This window comes from Thiofilum sp., assembly GCF_016711335.1.
Classification (GTDB): domain Bacteria; phylum Pseudomonadota; class Gammaproteobacteria; order Thiotrichales; family Thiotrichaceae; genus Thiofilum.
The window spans coordinates 3,373,898-3,393,769 of record NZ_JADJTF010000001.1 but is presented as its reverse complement, the minus strand read 5'-3'; the positions used below and the strand labels follow the sequence as shown (position 1 = coordinate 3,393,769).

15 protein-coding genes are annotated in these 19,872 nt (G+C 42.6%); 12 read left to right on the top strand and 3 right to left on the bottom strand.

Annotation, left to right across the window (positions count from 1 at the left end):
* Positions 1–107 precede the first annotated feature (107 nt).
* The 10 genes from IPL34_RS15915 to gspF all read left to right on the top strand — a co-directional run bounded on the left by IPL34_RS15915 (position 108) and on the right by gspF (position 13,575).
* Complete coding sequence (locus tag IPL34_RS15915) at positions 108–341, top strand: AbrB/MazE/SpoVT family DNA-binding domain-containing protein (protein WP_296842436.1); 234 nt, start codon at positions 108–110, stop codon at positions 339–341.
* Positions 338–736 carry a PIN domain-containing protein gene (locus IPL34_RS15910; protein ID WP_296842435.1) on the top strand — a complete coding sequence of 133 codons (399 nt, stop codon included), beginning with the start codon at positions 338–340 and terminating at the stop codon, positions 734–736. The genes IPL34_RS15915 and IPL34_RS15910 overlap by 4 nt, the downstream gene beginning before the upstream one ends.
* Before the next feature lie 147 nt (positions 737–883).
* Positions 884–3,634 (top strand): DNA methyltransferase, encoded by a 2,751-nt coding sequence (locus IPL34_RS15905; RefSeq protein ID WP_296842434.1) that lies wholly within the window; start codon positions 884–886, stop codon positions 3,632–3,634.
* A complete protein-coding gene (locus IPL34_RS15900; RefSeq protein WP_296842433.1) occupies positions 3,631–5,694 on the top strand; it encodes a pseudomurein-binding repeat-containing protein in 2,064 nt (687 codons plus the stop codon). Before IPL34_RS15905 ends, IPL34_RS15900 begins: the two co-directional genes overlap by 4 nt.
* Positions 5,687–6,889, top strand: a complete 1,203-nt coding sequence (locus IPL34_RS15895) for a GIY-YIG nuclease family protein (protein ID WP_296842432.1) — start codon at positions 5,687–5,689, stop codon at positions 6,887–6,889. The genes IPL34_RS15900 and IPL34_RS15895 overlap by 8 nt, the downstream gene beginning before the upstream one ends.
* Positions 6,890–6,955: 66 nt before the next feature.
* Complete coding sequence (locus IPL34_RS15890) at positions 6,956–7,192, top strand: Uma2 family endonuclease (RefSeq protein ID WP_296843078.1); 237 nt, start codon at positions 6,956–6,958, stop codon at positions 7,190–7,192.
* Positions 7,193–7,252: 60 nt separating this feature from the next.
* Entirely contained in the window at positions 7,253–7,732 is a 480-nt protein-coding gene (locus IPL34_RS15885; RefSeq protein ID WP_296842431.1) for a Uma2 family endonuclease, read from the top strand.
* Positions 7,733–7,853: 121 nt separating this feature from the next.
* Entirely contained in the window at positions 7,854–10,844 is a 2,991-nt protein-coding gene (gene gspD, locus IPL34_RS15880; protein ID WP_296842430.1) for a type II secretion system secretin GspD, read from the top strand.
* A complete protein-coding gene (gspE, locus tag IPL34_RS15875) occupies positions 10,844–12,349 on the top strand; it encodes a type II secretion system ATPase GspE (RefSeq protein ID WP_366931064.1) in 1,506 nt (501 codons plus the stop codon). The genes gspD and gspE overlap by 1 nt, the downstream gene beginning before the upstream one ends.
* Positions 12,349–13,575 carry a type II secretion system inner membrane protein GspF gene (gspF, locus tag IPL34_RS15870; RefSeq protein WP_296842429.1) on the top strand — a complete coding sequence of 409 codons (1,227 nt, stop codon included), beginning with the start codon at positions 12,349–12,351 and terminating at the stop codon, positions 13,573–13,575. Before gspE ends, gspF begins: the two co-directional genes overlap by 1 nt.
* Positions 13,576–13,621: 46 nt before the next feature.
* Here the strand turns inward: gspF and IPL34_RS15865 are convergent, their stop codons facing one another.
* The 3 genes from IPL34_RS15865 to IPL34_RS15855 all read right to left on the bottom strand — a co-directional run bounded on the left by IPL34_RS15865 (position 13,622) and on the right by IPL34_RS15855 (position 17,945).
* Complete coding sequence (locus IPL34_RS15865) at positions 13,622–14,380, bottom strand: tetratricopeptide repeat protein (RefSeq protein ID WP_296842428.1); 759 nt, start codon at positions 14,378–14,380, stop codon at positions 13,622–13,624.
* A gap of 164 nt (positions 14,381–14,544) precedes the next feature.
* The gene (locus IPL34_RS15860) at positions 14,545–16,917 is read right to left on the bottom strand and encodes an EAL domain-containing protein (RefSeq protein ID WP_296842427.1); all 2,373 of its coding nucleotides are present in this window, start codon (positions 16,915–16,917) and stop codon (positions 14,545–14,547) included.
* 221 nt (positions 16,918–17,138) lie between these two features.
* Entirely contained in the window at positions 17,139–17,945 is an 807-nt protein-coding gene (locus IPL34_RS15855) for a transporter substrate-binding domain-containing protein (protein ID WP_296842426.1), read from the bottom strand.
* Positions 17,946–18,427: 482 nt separating this feature from the next.
* On the opposite strand from IPL34_RS15855, the gene IPL34_RS15850 reads away from it, so the two are divergent.
* Entirely contained in the window at positions 18,428–18,973 is a 546-nt protein-coding gene (locus IPL34_RS15850; protein ID WP_296842425.1) for an outer membrane beta-barrel protein, read from the top strand.
* 168 nt (positions 18,974–19,141) lie between these two features.
* Complete coding sequence (locus tag IPL34_RS15845) at positions 19,142–19,714, top strand: porin family protein (protein WP_296842424.1); 573 nt, start codon at positions 19,142–19,144, stop codon at positions 19,712–19,714.
* Positions 19,715–19,872: the final 158 nt, after the last annotated feature.

The window sequence follows — 19,872 nt, the reverse complement described above, 5'->3', positions numbered from 1 at the left end:
TGATTTTTAAGTTCCATACGAATGTCCTGTTTTTCATCTATCTATTCACTTATTCCTTACCTATGTTAACATCTAGATAGGTAAGGATTATTGAAATAGGTAAGCTTATGTTGGCAACCATCACGGCTAAAGGTCAAATAACCATCCCCAAAGCTGCTCGCGAAACCTTGAAACTCAATACAGGTGATCGCATCGAATTTGTGTTTGGAGATGATGGGCGTTTATTTTTATTACCAGTCACCCGTCCTGTAAAAACGCTTAAGGGTATGTTGCCTAAGCCTGCCCAACCTGTGAGCTTAGAAGCTATGGATGAGGCTATCACACAAGCGTTAAGCTCATGATAGGTTTAGATACCAATGTATTGGTGCGCTATCTAACACAAGATGACCCTCTCCAATCACCACTTGCCACCGAATTTATTGAGCAACAATTGTCTACTAGCAATCTAGGGATCATTAGCCATATTGTACTTAGTGAAGTGGCATGGGTATTAAATCGGGCCTATCACTATTCACGCGAACAGGTCGCTCAAGCATTACACGCTATTTTAACTTGCCAAGAGTTTCAGGTTGAAATCGCTGATCTTGCGATTTTAGCATGGCACGATTATGTGCAAGGTAATGCGGACTTTTCGGATTATTTGTTAGCACGTACGCATCAAAAATTAGGAGCAGCTTACACGGTTACATTTGATCGCAAAGCTGCCCTTACATCCACATTCAAATTGTTAAAATAATAACGACATGGACGAATCTCTTAATAAGCTTAAGCATCTAGCTAGCCTAGTGCTTAAGCTTAACTAAAGTCAGTTTGAAAGATAGATTTGCCTATAGTCTGTTAAAATTTTTAGCTCTGTATTGTGTCACTACAAGGGTAAATGCTGTTGAATGCTGTAGAAATAGAAGAGGCCATTAGTCGGCTAGCTGAACAAGCCTTTGAGGCGAAAAGTTTCCCTTATGCTTTTTTAGAAGCCTTTGGCAATAAGCCTACGACCATCAAGCGTTTGCAAAGTGGTGCTACCAATACTTCCGATATAGTAGATGGAGTATTGCAACGTAATAATATTCACCTTGCTGTATGTGCATTAGGCGAAGTCACTGCTACTTTGAACGCACTCAGACATAGCCCTGCCACTCATAAAGCCAAAGTTAAATTTATTCTAGCCACCGATGGACAGAGTTTTGAGGCAGAAGACCTCAGTTCTGGTGAAACGGTTGCTTGTGCTTATGCGGATTTCCCTAACCATTTTGGTTTTTTCTTGCCCCTAGCAGGGATTACCACGGTTAAGCAAATTCGTGAAAATACTTTTGATATACGTGCAACGAGCCGCTTAAACCGTCTGTATGTGGAATTGCTAAGTCATAATCCTGAGTGGGGTACTTCAGAACGTCGCCATGACATGAATCACTTTATGGCACGGTTGATATTCTGCTTTTTTGCCGAAGACACTGATATTTTCCATGGTAATACCCTGTTCACCGCTACCATTGAGCAAATGAGTGCACCCGACTCTTCCAATACCCATGAGGTCATCAGCGAAATCTTCCGTGCGATGAATACGAAAATCATAGATCGCCAACCAGCAAAAATTCGTTCTTGGGCGGATGGGTTCCCTTATGTGAATGGAGGGTTGTTTTCTGGTAGCACGGAAGTACCACGTTTTACTAAGATTGCCCGTTCCTATCTGCTGCATGTGGGGAATTTGGATTGGAAACAGATCAACCCTGACATTTTCGGCTCGATGATTCAAGCCGTGGCGGATGATGAAGAACGCGGTGCTTTAGGCATGCACTACACCAGCGTGCCGAATATCCTCAAGGTATTGAACCCGTTATTTTTAGATGATTTGCGCGAACAGTTAGCACAAGCAGAAAACAATCCCCGAAAATTATTAAATCTGCGCAAGCGGATTGCGAATATTCGCGTGTTTGACCCTGCTTGTGGTTCAGGCAATTTTCTAGTGATTGCGTATAAGCAGATGCGCGAGATTGAGGCGCAGATTAATGAGCGGCGTGGTGAGCGTGGTCGCTCCAGCGATATTTCGTTACGCAGTTTTCGCGGGATTGAGTTGCGGGATTTTCCAGCCGAGATTGCACGGTTGGCGCTGATTATTGCTGAGTATCAATGTGATGTGCTGTATCAAGGGCAAAAAGAAGCACTTGCTACCTTTCTTCCCTTGGATGCTGAGAATTGGATTATTTGTGGTAATGCATTGCGTTTGGATTGGTTATCAGTATGCCCGCCGACAGGTACAGGGGTAAAACTGATTGCGGATGATTTGTTTAGTACACCATTGCAGCAAGCGGAAATTGATTTTGAGAATGCGGGTGGGGAAACCTACATTTGTGGAAATCCTCCATATAAAGGTAACGCTGACCAGAACAAGACCCAAAAGGCAGATATGAAAGATTGCCTCTCACATGTCTTTCCAAAGTGGAAATCTTTAGACTATATCTGCGCTTGGTTTTATCTGGCTCAGCGTTTTAGCCTGCAAACCAATGCTCGTTACGCACTTGTATCAACAAATTCAATTTGTCAGGGCCAAAATATAGCTAACTTTTGGTTTGAGATGAATAAGTTAGGAACTGTCATAAAATTCGCCGTCCTTCCATTTAAATGGAATAATCTTGCAGCCCACAATGCCGGCGTTACTGTATCAATTATCGGTGGTGGTGCAAGAGAAAAACCTCCATTTTATCTGTTTCAGGATAATGAAAAGCGAACTGTCCAATATATAAATTCATACCTAGTAGAGGGTGAAGATGTATGGGTGAATAGAACAACAGCAAGTATTAGCTGTGTCGATGAAATGTTAAAAGGAAATTATTACGGATTGTCTGAGGGGCTATTGTTAAGTAAATCCGATATGGAAGCCTTAAGTAAGTCGGGAGTTTTAAATCAAAATTTGAGGTTTTTCAAGGAGTCGGACGAAATTATAAAAGGAAAAACTAGATATTGCTTATGGTTTACAGATGAAAAGGATCTCCAAAAATACTCTGGAAACGATGTAGTACGAAAACGAATTAATAGCGTGCGCGAAAGCAGATTGTCATCGCCAGATCCCATGGCCATTAAAATGGCTGAAACACCTCACCAATTCAGAGAAATGAGAAGCTGTATACGACATACTGTAGCTATACCAGTTGTATCTTCTGAAAATCGCGAATATCTACCTGTTACTTTGGAAAATCAGAATGTGGTTTTTTCGAACGCTGCGTTCGCCTTGTACGATGTTGCATTATGGAATATGGCCATTCTTTGCTCGAAATTGCACATAACATGGATTAGAACTGTATGTGGACAGCTTGAAACCCGACTTCGCTACTCAAACCTTTTGGGCTGGAACACTTTCCCCGTTCCCAAACTCACCGAAAAAAACAAAGAAGACCTGACTCGTTGCGCTGAAAACATTCTGTTGGCACGCGAAGCCCATTTCCCCGCTACCATCGCCGATCTTTACGACCCCGAAACCATGCCCGACAACCTACGCCAAGCCCACGAACGCAATGACGAAGTGCTCGAACGCATCTATATCGGGCGGCGCTTTAAAAACGACACCGAGCGCCTCGAAAAGCTTTTTGAGCTATACACCAAAATGACAAGCAACGCTAACAAAAAGGCCGCCTCAGCATGATGAAACCCAAAGCCATCCCTTCAGTTTCAGTCAACTACGCCCGCAATGGCAGCTCAAAAAAAGCCAATGAGCTAGGTATGCGCGTCATGCAGGAACGCGCTTTTGAGAAACGGGGTGAACAATACTTACTGATTAAATCGCCACCCGCTTCTGGTAAAAGCCGTGCCTTGATGTTTATAGCCTTGGACAAATTGCATAACCAAAACCTTAAAAAAGCGCTGATTGTAGTGCCTGAAAAATCGATTGGTTCTAGCTTTAATAACGAACCTCTAAGCCAATACGGGTTTTATTGGGATTGGGAGGTCGCGCCCACATGGAACTTGTGTAATGCCCCGGGTGAGGAGGGTGGCAAAGTTAATGCGGTTAAAGCCTTCCTTGAGAGTGAAGAGCCTATTTTGATTTGTACCCACGCCACCTTTCGGTTTGCCGTAGATAAGTTTGGTGTAGCCGCCTTCGATGATTGCTTAATCGCGGTGGATGAATTTCATCATGTCAGTGCTAATCCCGATAATAAACTGGGCGCACATTTGGGTGAATTTATCGCGCGGGACAAAGTGCATATTGTTGCTATGACCGGCTCCTATTTTAGAGGCGATGCTGAAGCTGTGTTAGCGCCCCAAGATGAAGCCAATTTCGAGACGGTGACCTATACTTATTATGAGCAATTGAATGGTTACGACTACCTAAAAACCTTGGATATTGGTTATTACTTTTATACTGGCTCCTACACCGACGACATTCTCAGCATCTTAAATCCCCACGAAAAAACGATTCTGCACATTCCCAATATTAATTCGCGTGAAAGCACCAAAGACAAAATCAAGGAAGTGGAGCACATTATTGAAGAGTTAGGAGAATGGCTTGGCACAGACGCAATCACAGGCTTTCACTTAGTCAAAACCCGCGATGGGAAAACTATCAAAATTGCCGACTTGGTGGATGATAATCCCAGTAAGCGCGACAAGGTATCGGCGGCGCTTAAAATGCCTGAGGCTAAACATAACCGCGATCATGTCGATATTATTATTGCGCTAGGGATGGCAAAAGAAGGCTTTGACTGGATATGGTGCGAACATGCCTTAACTATTGGTTATCGCTCTAGCCTCACTGAAATTATTCAGATCATTGGTCGTGCTACCCGTGACGCTGAAGGCAAAACCCATGCACGCTTTACTAATCTGATTGCAGAGCCGGACGCTTCAGCGGAAGCCGTGACCGATGCCGTGAACGATACCTTAAAAGCGATTGCGGCCAGTTTACTCATGGAACAAGTGCTGGCTCCCCGCTTTAACTTCACGCCCAAAAAGACTCAAGGTACACCCCTAGAAGGCTTTGACTATGTTGCTAAAGGCTATGATCCAAACGGCACGAATATTGGTTTTAATGAAGCCACTGGGCAATTTCAGATTGAGATCAAAGGTTTGGTAGAACCGAAAAGTGCCGATGCTCAGCGTATTTGTCGCGAAGATCTAAACGAGGTGATTACCGCCTTTGTACAGGATAAAACCGCCTTGGAGCGGGGTCTGTTTGATGAGGAAACCCTCCCCGAAGAATTGACCCAAGTGCGCATGGGCAAAATTGTTAAAGACAAATACCCCGAGTTGGATGACGAAGACCAAGAAGCGATTCGCCAGCATGCGATTGCTGCTTTAAACCTTACCCAAAAAGCCAAAGAGCTGGCGAGCCAAAACCAAGAGCGTGGTGGTGCGACTGAGCTAGGCAGAAATACGGCCTTTGTAGATGGCGTTAGACAATTTGCGATGGATGTGCGTGATCTCGATATTGATTTGATTGACCATATCAACCCTTTCAAGCAAGCCTATGCGATTTTGGCAAAATCCATGAGTGAAGAAAGTTTAAAGCAAGTCGCTGCTGTTATTTCTGCCAAAAAAGTGAATCTGACTCCCGAAGAAGCACGTGATTTAGCAAAACGCGCACTGAAATTTAAACAAGAGCGCGGCCGCTTACCGGAATTACATGCGCAAGATCCTTGGGAAAGAAGAATGGCCGAAGGTATTGCTTTCTTAGCCAGAATGAAAGCGGAGGCAAAGCATGGCTAAGTCGCAATTTACTGAAGAAGATGATGAGCTCTTAGCAGAGCTAGGAGTTGAGATTGAGACCAGCACCTTAAACGCTAGAACACCGCGAGAAGAGCGGATTATTGCAGGCTTTGAGGAAATTCAGCGCTTTGTCGAAGAGCATGGGCGTGTGCCACAACACGGCGAAGATAAGGATATTTTTGAGCGTCTATATGCCACACGCCTAGACCAAATTCGTAGTTTGGAAGAGTGTAGAAATCTGGTTGCAACTATCGACTTTCAAGGTTTACTGACACCTGAGAAATCTGCTACTGCATCAGTAAGCTATTACAGCGATGAGGCATTGCTTGCCGCACTAGGAGTAGACCTACCCGAAGCCAATGATATTACGGTGCTAAAGCATGTGAAGCCGCGTGCTGAAAGAGAAAGGGCCAATCCTGCAGAAGTTGCTGCAAGAAAACCTTGTCAAGATTTCGAAAAATTCAAGCCAATCTTTGAAGCCGTTCAGGCGGATATTAAGTCGGGTAGGCGCAAGATAATACCCTTTGCCAAAGATGGGAGTATCCAAGAAGGTAATCTCTTTATAGTTTCCGGCCAGAAAGCCTATATCGCCGAAGTGGGTGAGGCTTTTAAAGGAACCGATGGCCGCAACGAATTCAGGCTGCGCGTCATCTTTGACAATGGCGTAGAAAGCAATCAACTCTTGCATTCGCTTCAAAAGCGTTTATGGGAAGATGACGCGGGCAGACGCATCACAGATATTAGTATGGGGCCATTGTTTGATAAGATAGTAAGCGAGGAGGATATGGGTAGTGGAACTATTTATGTACTGCGCAGTAAATCACAGCACCCGACTATAGCCGAGAACCGTAATCTTATTCATAAGATAGGTGTCACGGGTGGTAGTGTGAAAACGCGCATTGCCAGTGCCAAACAAGACCCAACCTATTTAATGGCAGACGTTGAAATTGTAGCAACCTATGAGCTGTATAATATCAACCGTACTAAACTCGAAAATATTCTTCACCGTTTTTTTGAATCTGCCAGACTAGACATTCAAATCAATGATCGCTTTGGTAAACCCGTAATGCCTCGAGAATGGTTTTTAGTACCACTTTTCATCGTTGATGAGGTTGTAGATAAAATTAAGGATGGAAGCATAAGCGAATATCACTATGACCATAATGTAGTCAAACTTGTGAAGCTAACTGAATGAAAAGTATGCTAATTTAGGTATTGTTGTTACTAAAGGTTTTAGATGAGATAATGCAGGGCGTCTTTCATTGACACCTTTGGTTATGCAACCCCCTATCCTAAAGCACCAGAGCTGTGTGTAGAAATCGTCTCACCCTCAAACTCCAAGCAAGAAATTACAGAAAAAGTTGAGCTTTATTTAGCCAAAGGTGCACAAGAAGTTTGGATAGTCTATGACAATAATCGTTTGGAAATATTTACCCATACCGGCTTAACTGACAATAGTAACTTTGCCTCTACTATTAGAGAGCAAATTTTTCGCTAACCCTAAGGGGGGGAGTACTGTGCTAAACTGCACTTTCAATCACCTGTACAGGTCACACTCATGGACTCACGCCTACTACAAGCCGAACAATTAGGGGTTAAACTGGAAATTGTCAACGGTCTACCCTTATGGGAAGCTCAGCCCGTTTACCGCCATCAAAAAGCAGTAGACCGTATTCGTAGCACGATCAATCCCGCGCTCAATACCGCTTGCCAGTGCATCCATATCGCTGATGTCTATGTCAGTTTTCCCAATGGCTCGCTAAAGCGCCCTGATATTTCAATTTTTTGTCGGGAACCAGATGAAGATGAGGAAGCCATCACATTAGTACCAGAGGCGGTCATTGAAATCATCAGTAAGGGCTATGAAGCTAAAGATTTACAAATTGCTCCCCCGTTTTACTTATCGCAAGGAGTGAAAGATATAGTCGTATTTAATCCCTATACCTTAGCCGTATTGCACGTTCATCCAGCAGGTGCTGAGCATCATATTTCCCCTATAACCCTTACGCTCGCCTGTGGTTGCAGTGTTACAGTCTAAAACTAATCAAACTTCAGACCTTAGAAATCCCCTCTCAAAAACGTCTCACGGATGAGTAGAATCAGTTACACTCTGCGGCATTCTTGTCATAACACTAAAACCATCTTCACAGATACCGATTATGAAGTCTCAATTACTAAAATCGACCTTACTGCATCGCTTAGGCGTGCTCCCTGTCTTAATTTCCTTAGCGGTGCTGAGTTATCCCTCTTTAGCGGCAGATAGTGATAATACTGCCTCCATTAGAATCGAAGGGGGGGATATTCGCACGTTGGTCGAGCTGGTTTCTAAGCGCACGGGGCGCAATTTTGTCATTGATCCCTCGGTTCGTGCTGAAGTGACCTTTATTTCAGGGCGTGGCATTACCGATGCCGAACTCTACGATGCATTTATTTCTATTTTGCAAGTACATGGTTTGTCGGCAATTGAAACGGGCAATATTACCAAAATCGTACCTATGAACCGCTCGATTCAAAACGTAGCACCGATTGTAGGTGGGGGCGCTAATCCTAAAACGAATCAAACGGCTTATTCTGATAGTAATAAAAATAAACCTGTATCGGAGCCTAAACCTGAAACGGACGCTACACCTGCACCGCCTTCTATGGCGGGCCCTAATTTAGATTTTGGTGCTTATCCCGAAGCTGTACCTTCTATTGTACCTGAGCAAAGCCGTTTACAAGGGGATGCACCGAATGTAGAGATTGATCCTAATTTACCTGCGGGCTTGATACAGCCGAGTACTGAATCGAGTTATGTGCCGCCTTCTCCTTATGATAATGGTTTACCACGTCTCGCACCGGACGAAATTGTGACTCAAGTGTTTCGTCTACAATATGTCCCAGCGATTACCGCTAATGCCACGCTGACACCACTCGCGGGGCAGGGGGATACTCGTGTACAGATCAATCAAACCAGTAATTCATTGATTGTGACAGGACGTGCTCAAAACGTCGCACGGGTGATTGAATTAGCTAGAAGTATTGACCGTCCCAATAATGACGATTTTGAGCTGGTCAATCTTAAATATGCCGTTGCTACCCAAGTCGCACAGACCCTCCAACAGCTCATTGGAGCAGGTGGGGTACAGTTACCCGATGGTGGGGTATTACCCGGTGCTAATACTATTCGAGTGTCTGCGGATGAGCGTACTAATAGCGTATTGATTTCAGGGGATAAAGCGGCACGCGAACGCTTACGCTCGGCTATAGTACGCTTGGATATTCCCCGTAAAGAGATTGGTGGCACGCAAATTATTAGATTGCGCTATGCCAGTGCCGAAGAAATGGCGCAAACCCTACAAGGTATTTCACAAGGCGTACAACAGCAAAAAGCAGGAGTGGCGGAAGGCTCAGCAGGGGCATTAGTCGCAGCGGGTAATCAGGTGACGATTATTCCCGACCGCAATACTAACTCCTTAGTCGTGACCGCTCCGGTTTATCTCTACCCGAATATTCGCAGTGTCATTGCTCAGCTCGATGTTAAGCAAAAGGCTAAAGGTGGCACGCGTGTTATTGCCTTAAAATTTGCCAGTGCCGAGGAAATGGCGCAAACCTTACAAGGCATTACCAAAGGGGTACAGCAAAATGTAGCAGGGACAGTCGAGGGTGCAGCCGCTAAGCAAATCGCGGATCAAGGCGATGCACTGACGATTATTCCCGACCGTAATACCAATTCTTTAGTCGTGACCGCTCCAGATTATCTATTCCCTAATATTTACGGTGTGATCAGCCGCTTAGACGTACAGCAAAAGCCTAAGGGGGGAACGATTGTAGTACCTTTGAAGTATGCTAAGGCGGAAGATTTAGAAAAAGTATTACAAGGCATTTCCTCTCCCTTGCAGCAACAAACCAAGGGTGCTGCTGAAGCCGCACAAGGTGGTGGGGCTGCCGCCGCATCAACGGGTGGAGATACATCAGTGAGTGTGATTGCGGATAAAGCGACCAACTCACTGATTATTACTGCCCCCGAATTTATGCAGGCGAATCTAAGACGTGTCATTGCCCAACTCGATGTACGTCGTGGTCAAGTATTAATTGAGGCGATTATTGCTGAGGTCTCTACCGATTTAGCCCATCGTTTGGGCGTGAGCTTAGCGGCACGTCCTGAGGATGCGAATAGTGGTGGTGCAGTAGGTATTAGTAATTTTGGTAATGGTTTAGGTCAAGCGTTTGCACTCTCTAACTCTAGTACCGCTGCGGGTGCGATAGGTTCGGGCTTGTTATTTGGTTTGGGTAAAGTGTTAGGGGGGACTCAATTTGGTTTAGTGGCTAATGCTTTAAAGGGCGATGCGGCGACTAATATTTTAGCGACTCCGACTTTAGTCACGCTTGATAATGAAGAGGCTAAGATTGTAGTAGGTCAGGAAGTACCGTTTGTGACGGGGAGTTATACCAGTACCGGCAGCGGTTCCTCTACTCCGACTAATCCTTTTAATACCATTGAGCGCCGCGATGTGGGTTTGAGTTTAATTGTTACCCCACAAATTAATCGTGGTAAAACCATTAATCTTAAAATTGATCAAGAAGTCTCTAACCTCGCCTCCACCAGTGTGAGCGCTTCCGATGTCATTACGAATAAGCGCAAAATTACGACCAATGTAATGGTAGAGGACGGTCAAGTATTAGTGTTGGGTGGTTTGATCGAAGATTCGTTCCGCGACTCCAAAGAGAAAGTACCCGTATTAGGGGATTTACCGTTTATTGGTGGAGCCTTTAGGGGAGCTAGCACCTCTAAGCTCAAGCAAAACCTCATGGTCTTTATTCATCCGGTGATTATGCCCGATGGTGAAGCAGCGGATGCTTATACTCGTGCCAAATACGAAACCATGCAACGTCAGCAGGTGAGTAGTAATGTGTTGCAGCGCGGGCGCTCTGATCAACGTGCGGCACAATTACGCCCCTTGCAGCAAAATAATACCAGCGTGGATAATCTGCATTATACCCCTCAACCGCAACCAGCACGCCGACAGGTAGTGCGCCCTAATCCTCAGTCAGTGCAACGTCCAGTCCCTCAGCAACCGCCGCGTGTGGTGCGACGCGTAGTACGTCCAGTGGAAAATTATGAGCCGACACCGACTTATGCGCCACAGGCTAAATCAGGGATGAAATAATGAGTGAAATCATTGAGTCCGAACTGATTGAAACCGTAGAGATATTAGAAATTCCCTATGCCTTTGCAAAACGGCATGGTGTGTTATGGCGCTATATAACACCACCTACGCTAGTTTGCCGCGAACCTATCGTGATCACCGCACTAGCCGAGGTGCAACGCCATTACAGTGGGGCATTTGAGGTCGAAGCGGTAGACGGTGAAACGTTTAATCGCTTGTTGGCGCAATCATATGATCGTAGCCAAGTCGGTTCTGAGGTGATGCAGGATATTGGCGACACGCTGGATTTAAATGATATAGCCGGAGCCTTACCCGAACCAGAGGACTTATTAGAGTCTGAAGATGATGCGCCCATTATTCGCCTCATCAATGCTTTACTCGCGCAAGCGGTTAAAGAGGGTGCATCGGATATTCATATTGAAGCGTTTGAAACCCGTATGAAGGTTAGAATGCGCATTGATGGCGTATTGCGTGAAATATTAGAGCCACCGCGCAAACTAGCCCCTTTGATTATTTCGCGTATTAAAGTCATGGCACGGCTCGATATTGCCGAAAAACGTGTACCGCAAGATGGGCGTATTTCATTGCGTTTAGCAGGGCGAGCGGTGGATGTGCGGGTGTCTACTTTGCCCTCTGGTCATAGTGAGCGCGTGGTCTTGCGTCTTTTGGATAAGCAAGCAGGGCGCTTGAATCTGACTAAGCTCGGTATGGAGCCAGTAGCGCACAAACGTTTGCAACAACTCATTCAAAAGCCACACGGCATTGTGTTAGTTACGGGGCCTACGGGTTCAGGTAAAACCACAACACTTTATGCGGCACTCACTGAGCTGAATAATAGCGAGCGCAATATTCTCACCGTTGAAGACCCAATTGAGTATTTTATCGATGGGATTGGGCAGACACAGGTTAATACCAAAGTCGATATGACCTTTGCGCGGGGGTTGCGGGCTATTTTGCGTCAAGACCCTGATGTGGTGATGGTGGGGGAAATCCGTGATTTGGAGACGGCTGAAATTGCAATCCAAGCGAGCTTAACCGGACATTTAGTCTTTTCGACCTTGCATACCAATACGGCGATTGGAGCGGTGACACGCTTGCAGGATATGGGGGTAGAGCCTTATTTGCTCTCTTCTAGTTTATTGGGGGTATTAGCGCAGCGTTTGGTGCGTATGTTGTGTGCGGCGTGCCGGGAGCCACATCAGGCAACCGAAGCCGAATTAGCCGCTATGGGATTAGAGGCGCATCAAGCGGTTACGCTGTATCGTCCGGTCGGTTGTTCGATTTGCAATCATAGCGGCTATACCGGACGCACGGGGGTTTATGAACTGATTGTTTTGGATGAAAACTTACGCCAATTAATTCATAACCGCGCTAGTGAAATTGAAATGGAGCGTTATGTGCGCCAAACCATGCCGAGTATTCGTGACGATGGCGTGCGCCTAGTACTAGAGGGACGTACCACTTTAGAGGAAGTATTGCGTGTGACGCACGAGGATAACGAATAATGCCCGCTTTTGAGTATCGCGCCTTAAATACTAAAGGCAAAGAAGAGCGCGGCATTATTGAAGGTGATACAGCACGTCAGGTGCGTCAGACCTTACGTAATCGGGAGCTAACCCCGCTTGAAGTGCAAGCGGTAGTTAAAAAGCACAAAGAAAGCTCTACAGGGATTATGTCGCGCCCTTTGTTCGGGGGCGGTTTAAGCCCGACTGATTTAGCGCTGGTCACGCGCCAAATGGCAACGCTGATTGGTTCGGGTTCTCCCGTGGAGGAAACACTAGGCTCGATTGTGCGCCAGTCTGAAAATGGCTCGATGCGGCGCATTATTTCTGCGGTGCGCTCTAAAGTATTAGAGGGTCATACCTTAGCCAGTGCTTTGGGGCAATTTCCCAGCGCTTTTCCCGCTTTATATCGCGCTACGGTGGGAGCAGGAGAAAAATCGGGTCATTTAGAACAAGTATTAGAGCGTTTAGCTGATTACACCGAAAGCCGCCAATTAAGCCAACAAAAAGTATCCAGTGCATTAGCCTATCCGATTCTATTGAGCCTAGTATCAATCGGGATTGTGATTGCGCTGTTAAAGTTTGTAGTACCCAATGTGATTAAAGTGTTTGAAAACTTTAATCATGAGCTACCTTTATTAACTCGCATGCTGATTAAAAGCAGCCAGTTTTTAGAAAATTATGGCACGGCTTTATTATTGGGAATACTGGGGATAGTACTGCTATTTATTATGCTATTAAAGCGTGATAAATGGCGCTTACGCTTCCAGCGTTGGCAATTAAAATTACCGATTATTGGGCGTTTAGTACGTAGTACCAATAGTGAACGTTTTGCGCGTACTTTGAGTATTTTAGCCTCTAGTGGTGTGCCGATTATTGATGCCATGCATATAGCCGCCGAGGTAGTGAGTAATTTACCCATGCGTCAAGCGATACTAGAAGCAGCGGCACGGGTGCGTGAAGGAACACCTATTTATAAAGCGCTAGAAAAGTCAAATTTATTTCCACCGATGATGATTTATTTAATTGCGAGTGGTGAAGGGAGCGGGCGTTTAGAGCAAATGTTAGATCGCGCCGCCACTCAACAAGAACGCGAAATTCAAGCGCGTTTAGCTACTTTAGTAGGGCTATTAGAGCCAGCGCTGATTTTACTAATGGGTGGGATTGTAACGCTGATTGTATTAGCAATTATGCTCCCGATTTTGAATATGCCGCAGTTGGTGCGTTAGCTATTAGGTGCAATAGTTCTCCCTAATAGCTAGTAGGCTTTGAGCTTTATAGGGTATGTGTTGTTTCTAGTTTTCTTAAGTCGCTCTTAGCCTTTTTTAAATAATCCTTATGCAAGCTTTTATAGTGACCACCCTGTAGTTCGGCTTTATCGATAATGGATTTGAGTAATTCACGTGCCTTTAAAATATTGCCCTGTTTTTGCTGCGCAAGGGCATAATAATAATCAGCTTCAGGTCCGGCGAAGTATTTATGAAGTGCTTCATACTCCTCAGTAGCACCTATATAATCCTCTAGTGCATCCAGTGTGCGTGCATAAAGCAAATGAGCATCAGGGTTTTTAAAGTCTGGATTAAACTGAATCAGTTCATCAAGTATTTTTTTAGTAGCAGTAAAGTTCGTTAGAGCAAATTCTGTTTTAGCTAAACCATACATAATATCAGGATCATGAGCATGAATCCCGACAAGGCTTTTTTCATATAACTCTTTGGCTTCAATATAGGCTTGTTGTTGATACAACTCATTAGCTAGCTTTAAAGCATTTTCTACGGAGTCTGACAAATTAAACTGACGTGCTGCTGCCTTAATATCTTTACTAGGGTTAAGTTTTTGCTCTAAAGCCCGTCGAGCTTGTCGACCAGTACGGGTACTTAATAGTTCAGGCAATATTTCTACGATTAAATATGCAATGGATCCTGCTAAGGGTAGTAACACCACAATCCATATCCAAGTAGTATTGCGCCCTGTTTTGACTATATGAACAACTAAGGCTATTTGAATAATTATCGATAATATGAAAATAGGCATGTCAGCTCCTTAACTATTGTATTAGTCTGAGTATAGCAAATAAGCATTTGGTTTTAACTAAAAATTAAATTTATAGTATAATAAGTTAAAAAACTACCTTATCTATAGGTTCCGCTTAGATAATGAGTAGATCTTAATACGTGCGTCATTATTACAAGAAACAGTTAGTATACATTTTGCAAAAGCTTTTTAGTGTGTTTGGCTAACAGCAACTGGTTAGTAAAACCATCTAACGCTTGAGCGCTACCCACTAAATTACTTTGTACGTAATCAACCCCTATTTCTTGTAATAACTGCATGGCTGATTCTGAGTGTACATGCTCAGCTACCGTTGTGGCTTGCAGTGCCTCTGCAATAGACTGGATCGATTTCACAAATGTCAAAACGCGGCTATTAGACTCAATCTGCTCAATTAAACTACCATCGATTTTAAGAATCTCAAATGAAAAATCGTGTAAAGCCCCAAAAGACGCATAACCTGTACCAAAATCATCAAGAGCGAATATCGCACCTAGCTCACGGGCGCGGCTCATAAAATCTAATACATGGTTTTTATGTTGAATAATACATTGCTCAGTAATCTCAAAACAGATTTGCCCTTTTTTAAACTGATACTTACTTAAAAATGCAATAATTTCTTGAGTATGAGAAGGCTTGATTAAACTCAAAGGGGATAGGTTGATATTAATATGAAAATTAGATTCTAATAGTAAAGGCAGGGTGGCAGTAAGTTTTTTAATAACTAATAAATCGAGCTTGGGCGTATAATAATAGCTATCTAAAATAGGTAAAAAGTCTTTAGGTAATAAAATATTGTTTTCATCATAGAGGCGGCATAATACCTCTAAGCGCATAGGTTGATGCTGATTAATAGATTTAAAGATTTGGATATATAAAATCAGCTTTTCTTCACGTAATGATTCCATAATTTTTTGTAGTACAGTAAAGCGTTGCAGCGGGCTTTCTTCTTCTTGCTCGATACGGTATTGCGTTTGAATGACCCCTCCACCATCTTTTTTAACCTGATAACACGCTTTATCTGCTCTCAGTTGCACTGTTTCAATGGTATCATTTTCATAGATAGGAGTAATACCAATACTACAAGATACATAAAAAAGCTTTTTTTCATAAGCAAGATTCATATTCTCAATATGAAAAATAATACTTTGGCTTTTTTTAATACTGCTTTCCATATCGCCACTAAATAAAATAGCAAATTCATCACCTCCTAGGCGAGCGACTACATCGGGATGAGTCGTATTATTTTTAATAATAGTGGCTACTGACTTTAATAGCTCATCACCTACTAGATGACCGTAATTATCATTCACCATTTTAAATTTATCTAAGTCTATAATAGCTAAACAGTAGGGCTGAGCATTTTGCTCTGCAAGGATAGCTGTTAGTTTTTCATTAAATGCAAAGCGATTTTTTAAACCAGTAAGAAAATCATGCATCGCATGATAAGCCAGTTCTTGCAGTCTAGTACTATTAGACTCATCATGTAAGATGAGTAAAAAACCTGTTTTATCTTGTTGCTCAATAGTCTTGAAATTAAGATTAGGAATAATATTGATTTGAACGGGAATACAAGTAGTATTGGTATTTAAAAGCCAGCAAAAAGCATCTAGTTTCTGTGCATTACGATAATCAGAAGCTAGGTACTTCATATCAATCAGTGATTGCTGTCTATTAGTAGTTTGAGAGAACTGTAGAAGCTCATCGAGTGTAGTGTGATTTAAATCAAAATCGATGCTTAAGCCAAGTAATTTACGAGCTTGGTAGTTAGCTAATAACACTCTGCCATCTTGTAAGCAGGCTAATACGGCATCAGTTAAAGCATTTAATGTTAGTATTAATTGGTCTGAGTATAGTTTTGCATCATACTCTGCTTGACGACGTAGCTCTATTTCCTTAATTAAATTATTGTGTTGTTCATTGATTTTTTGATAGTTTAGCTTTAAATGTTGCTTACTATTATTAATCGTATCTACTAAAATCTGTAGCTCATCATCTACAGGTTTCCGAGATAGAGTTAAATACTCAACGGAGTGATTAGAGATAAAATGATATTTAATATAACTTAATATGGAATTTAAGTGTTTTGACAGATGATGATGAATAATAAATAGTATAATAGAAAATGAGATTAGAGTTTTAATTAGTTGTGTGATAACTAAGTTTGCTAAGTTTAGTTTGACATTAGTAACAGCTTGCTCAGTATTAACTCTAACCTTTAGTTTGCCTACAAACACGGGCGTGGTTTCAGCAGCATCAGTATAGAATAAATTGTGTTCAATTAGCTTGCTATAAGAGCGCTGATTGTCTCCTACCTCGACCAATAAATTCAGATCTTCATCAAAAATACTCGCATAACTGATAGATGGATATTGAGTGATTTTGTGTAGATGACGCTCTAAACCGTGTAGGTCTAAGAGCCATGTACTACGGGTGATTGGGTTAACATTATTAGCAATATTGAGTTCAGAGTTAAGATAAATCTCATTTATTTCCCGTAGATATTGGTTAAATAACATGGAAATTATCGATAAGCTGGTGATAATAAAGCTGGATAAAAAAATTAAAATTAATATTTTTTTTGCCAGCTTCTGTTCTAAATATTTTTTTATGGTCATTGTGATCCACAAAGTAAAATAGCACCTCGAACAGAGTTTAATAACAGCTTAAAAATTTTTCATATGAGCTAGATATTTATTTGGTAATAATCTTTTTTAGCATATAACTATATCCTTATTAATTAATAATTTTGCTCATTTTTAGTGGGATCAGGAATATAGCCTATTTTAATGTAACGCTCAAGAATAGCATTGAGAGTACCATCAGCTTTTAGACTATCATAGGCTTTTTGCAGTTGATCTATTTTTTCTTGTGGAATCTGTTTACTGACTGCAAAGTTTACGGGTGAAGGTGGAAAGAAGGGGGGACAAACCATGCGCAACTCTACCATCCTTTTATCTGTTTTAAGCGCATAAGCTCCAATATTACCATCAAAGATAAAACCTTGGATTTTTCCTGATACTAATGGGTCAAACTCTTCGATAGGATCGGGTAAGAATTCAAAATGAGAACGAAACTCTGGGTCATTTTCAAGGCGCTGATTAAATTCGTTGGAGTAATGGTAGTTTTGGTGTAAACCAAATTTAAATCCGGGTTTGGTCAGATCGTCTAATTTTTCTATTTTAATATCACTTTTGCGGCTTACTAAAATACAAAACTGCTCATAATTAGCGAACCCTAAAAAATGGATAAATTTTTCACGCTCAGGTGTGCGTGTCATAGACATAGTGAGATCGAGTTTACCTTTTTCTAAAAAAGCTATCACACGATTCCACGGATAACGCTTAAACTCTACCTTAAAACCTGCTTGCTTAGCTAAGGCACTGACTAGATCATATTCTAAACCCTGCATACCCTCATTAAAGGGTTCAGGGAAAAATAGAGGCGGGGAGGGTGAGGTAGAGACGGTGAGTGTTGGTTCACTAGCATGACTTAAGCTAGGTGAAAGTAAACCTAATATTAATAATACAGTGCTAACTAAGTGCATAATGAAGTCCCGATACATAATAAACCTAGGAGAAGTGTAATTCCTATATCCAAAGTTATTTGGGTTTGGTATAGGTAATTGCCTGTCTATTGTTAATGTTTATTTATGATTTGCATTATAGCAAAAAAACATTATCTATTCTATCGGCAAATTAAATGTATAAGTGTCGAGAAATTAAATTAATATTTTTAATTAAATTCATCTAAATATCATTAGAGCAATATTTTTAAAGTTTAAATAACTATGATGAGATCACTTCGGATCGGTTAGGTTGCGGTTTGTAGACTTTTCTAGAGCTTTGCTAGGTAAACGCGTTAAGTAGGGAGCTGGAGGTAGGAGACGCTTAAGCAGCGGCTACTTTAATTATTCAACCTATCGGAAAAAATGGGCAGGCACGTTCATGCATGAAACAATGTACCTATGAATAGAGTGTATCTTGCCTTTAGTGGTAAACCCCAACCTTGTTAACAGTGAGCACAATAATGAAAAAATATCTAATGGCACTAGCGTGGGTGACAGTGGCTAATGCTAGCGTTTTAGCGGCAGATTTAATGGATAGCAAAAATTTATACATCGGTGGCAACCTAGGTACAGTGGTGTCTTGGGGTAAGCTTAGCGACTGCGGCGATGATAGTAACTGCCTACAAGGCAAGGTATTGCTGGGCTATAAGCTCAGTGACAATGTGTCAGTGGAGGGGGCCTATCATCAGTTATTAGATGTGGAATATAGCGATGGTACGACCCTAAAAACGACCGGAGTAAGCTTAAGCGCGGTAGCGTCTATGCCCGTGGCTCAAGACATTGATGCGTTTGGGCGTTTAGGTATCTTGTCTGGGCGCAATGTCGCAGGTTATGCGTCGGGTGGTGATGTGTCCTCGGAGCGTACTGATTTGTTATGGGGCTTAGGAGCGCAATATAAAATGAATGATAATTTGAGTTTGCGTGGAGAGTATGAAAATTTGCAAAGTAATTCAGATAGTCAAGATATAGGTACGGTTTCAGCCGGTATTACGTTTTCTAGCTTTTAAGGGATGAGTGTGCCGTTTTAGTTTAATACTATGGTTAAAACTTAACCGTTAATCCTTTTTGTCGGGAAAACTCCTAACCTAATGGAGTTTAATGAATAATAAAATAAATCAGCTCATTATTGAGTGGGTTGATTAAGTAATCTTTTACTAAGTAAAACGAGAATAAAAATGAAACAAAAATTATTAGCCTTAGCGATTGCGCTGAGCACTTCATCCGTGTGGGCGGGCGGCATCACGACAGGTTTGGGTCTAAGTGATGGCAATGGTGCTGGTTTTTATGCGGGCGCAAGTATGGGTAAGCAAACAGGTGATGTAGCCGATACTTGTGATGCTAATGAGTGGGATTGCTATGCTTGGAAACTGTATGGCGGCTATAAGTTTAACCAAACTTTTGGGGTGGAGGGCAATTATTATCATTTACTCGACGAAGAGGTCGAAGCACAAGGTAAAACCCCAAGCTCATCTCACAAAACAACGGGATACTCAGTAGCAGCGACAGCTAGTATGCCAGTGATGGAAAAAGCAGAGGTATTCGGTAAGCTAGGTATGTTTTCTACTGAAACTGAAGTCCAAAGTAATTCTGTGACCACGACAACTGATGACAAAGGCGCATTATTTGGTGTGGGCGCAGGCTATAAATTTACTAATAACTTAGGAATCCGTGGCGAGTACGAACATTTCAAAGGAGATAATACCTCTAACGGTTTGCTCACTGGTGGGGTTACTTTTTCTACGTTTTAGACCTAATCCAACTAAATCTTATTTAGCACGTAGCTTGAATAGTCACGTGCTAAACAGCTTAAGTACTTGAGCCAAAGTAATCGTGTACTTCCTCCGCAGGCGCTGTAAATACCTCCCTGTACGCTTCAAGGCGGCATCCCTGCCGCCAAGACTGCTCC

Coding starts and splice junctions, on each gene's coding strand:
- IPL34_RS15915 (WP_296842436.1), top strand. CDS start 108: ATGTTGGCAACCATCACGGCTAAAGGTCAAATAACCATCCCCAAAGCT.
- IPL34_RS15910 (WP_296842435.1), top strand. CDS start 338: ATGATAGGTTTAGATACCAATGTATTGGTGCGCTATCTAACACAAGAT.
- IPL34_RS15900 (WP_296842433.1), top strand. CDS start 3,631: ATGATGAAACCCAAAGCCATCCCTTCAGTTTCAGTCAACTACGCCCGC.
- IPL34_RS15895 (WP_296842432.1), top strand. CDS start 5,687: ATGGCTAAGTCGCAATTTACTGAAGAAGATGATGAGCTCTTAGCAGAG.
- IPL34_RS15885 (WP_296842431.1), top strand. CDS start 7,253: ATGGACTCACGCCTACTACAAGCCGAACAATTAGGGGTTAAACTGGAA.
- gspD (WP_296842430.1), top strand. CDS start 7,854: ATGAAGTCTCAATTACTAAAATCGACCTTACTGCATCGCTTAGGCGTG.
- gspE (WP_366931064.1), top strand. CDS start 10,844: ATGAGTGAAATCATTGAGTCCGAACTGATTGAAACCGTAGAGATATTA.
- gspF (WP_296842429.1), top strand. CDS start 12,349: ATGCCCGCTTTTGAGTATCGCGCCTTAAATACTAAAGGCAAAGAAGAG.
- IPL34_RS15865 (WP_296842428.1), bottom strand. CDS start 14,380: ATGCCTATTTTCATATTATCGATAATTATTCAAATAGCCTTAGTTGTT.
- IPL34_RS15860 (WP_296842427.1), bottom strand. CDS start 16,917: ATGTTATTTAACCAATATCTACGGGAAATAAATGAGATTTATCTTAAC.
- IPL34_RS15855 (WP_296842426.1), bottom strand. CDS start 17,945: ATGCACTTAGTTAGCACTGTATTATTAATATTAGGTTTACTTTCACCT.
- IPL34_RS15850 (WP_296842425.1), top strand. CDS start 18,428: ATGAAAAAATATCTAATGGCACTAGCGTGGGTGACAGTGGCTAATGCT.
- IPL34_RS15845 (WP_296842424.1), top strand. CDS start 19,142: ATGAAACAAAAATTATTAGCCTTAGCGATTGCGCTGAGCACTTCATCC.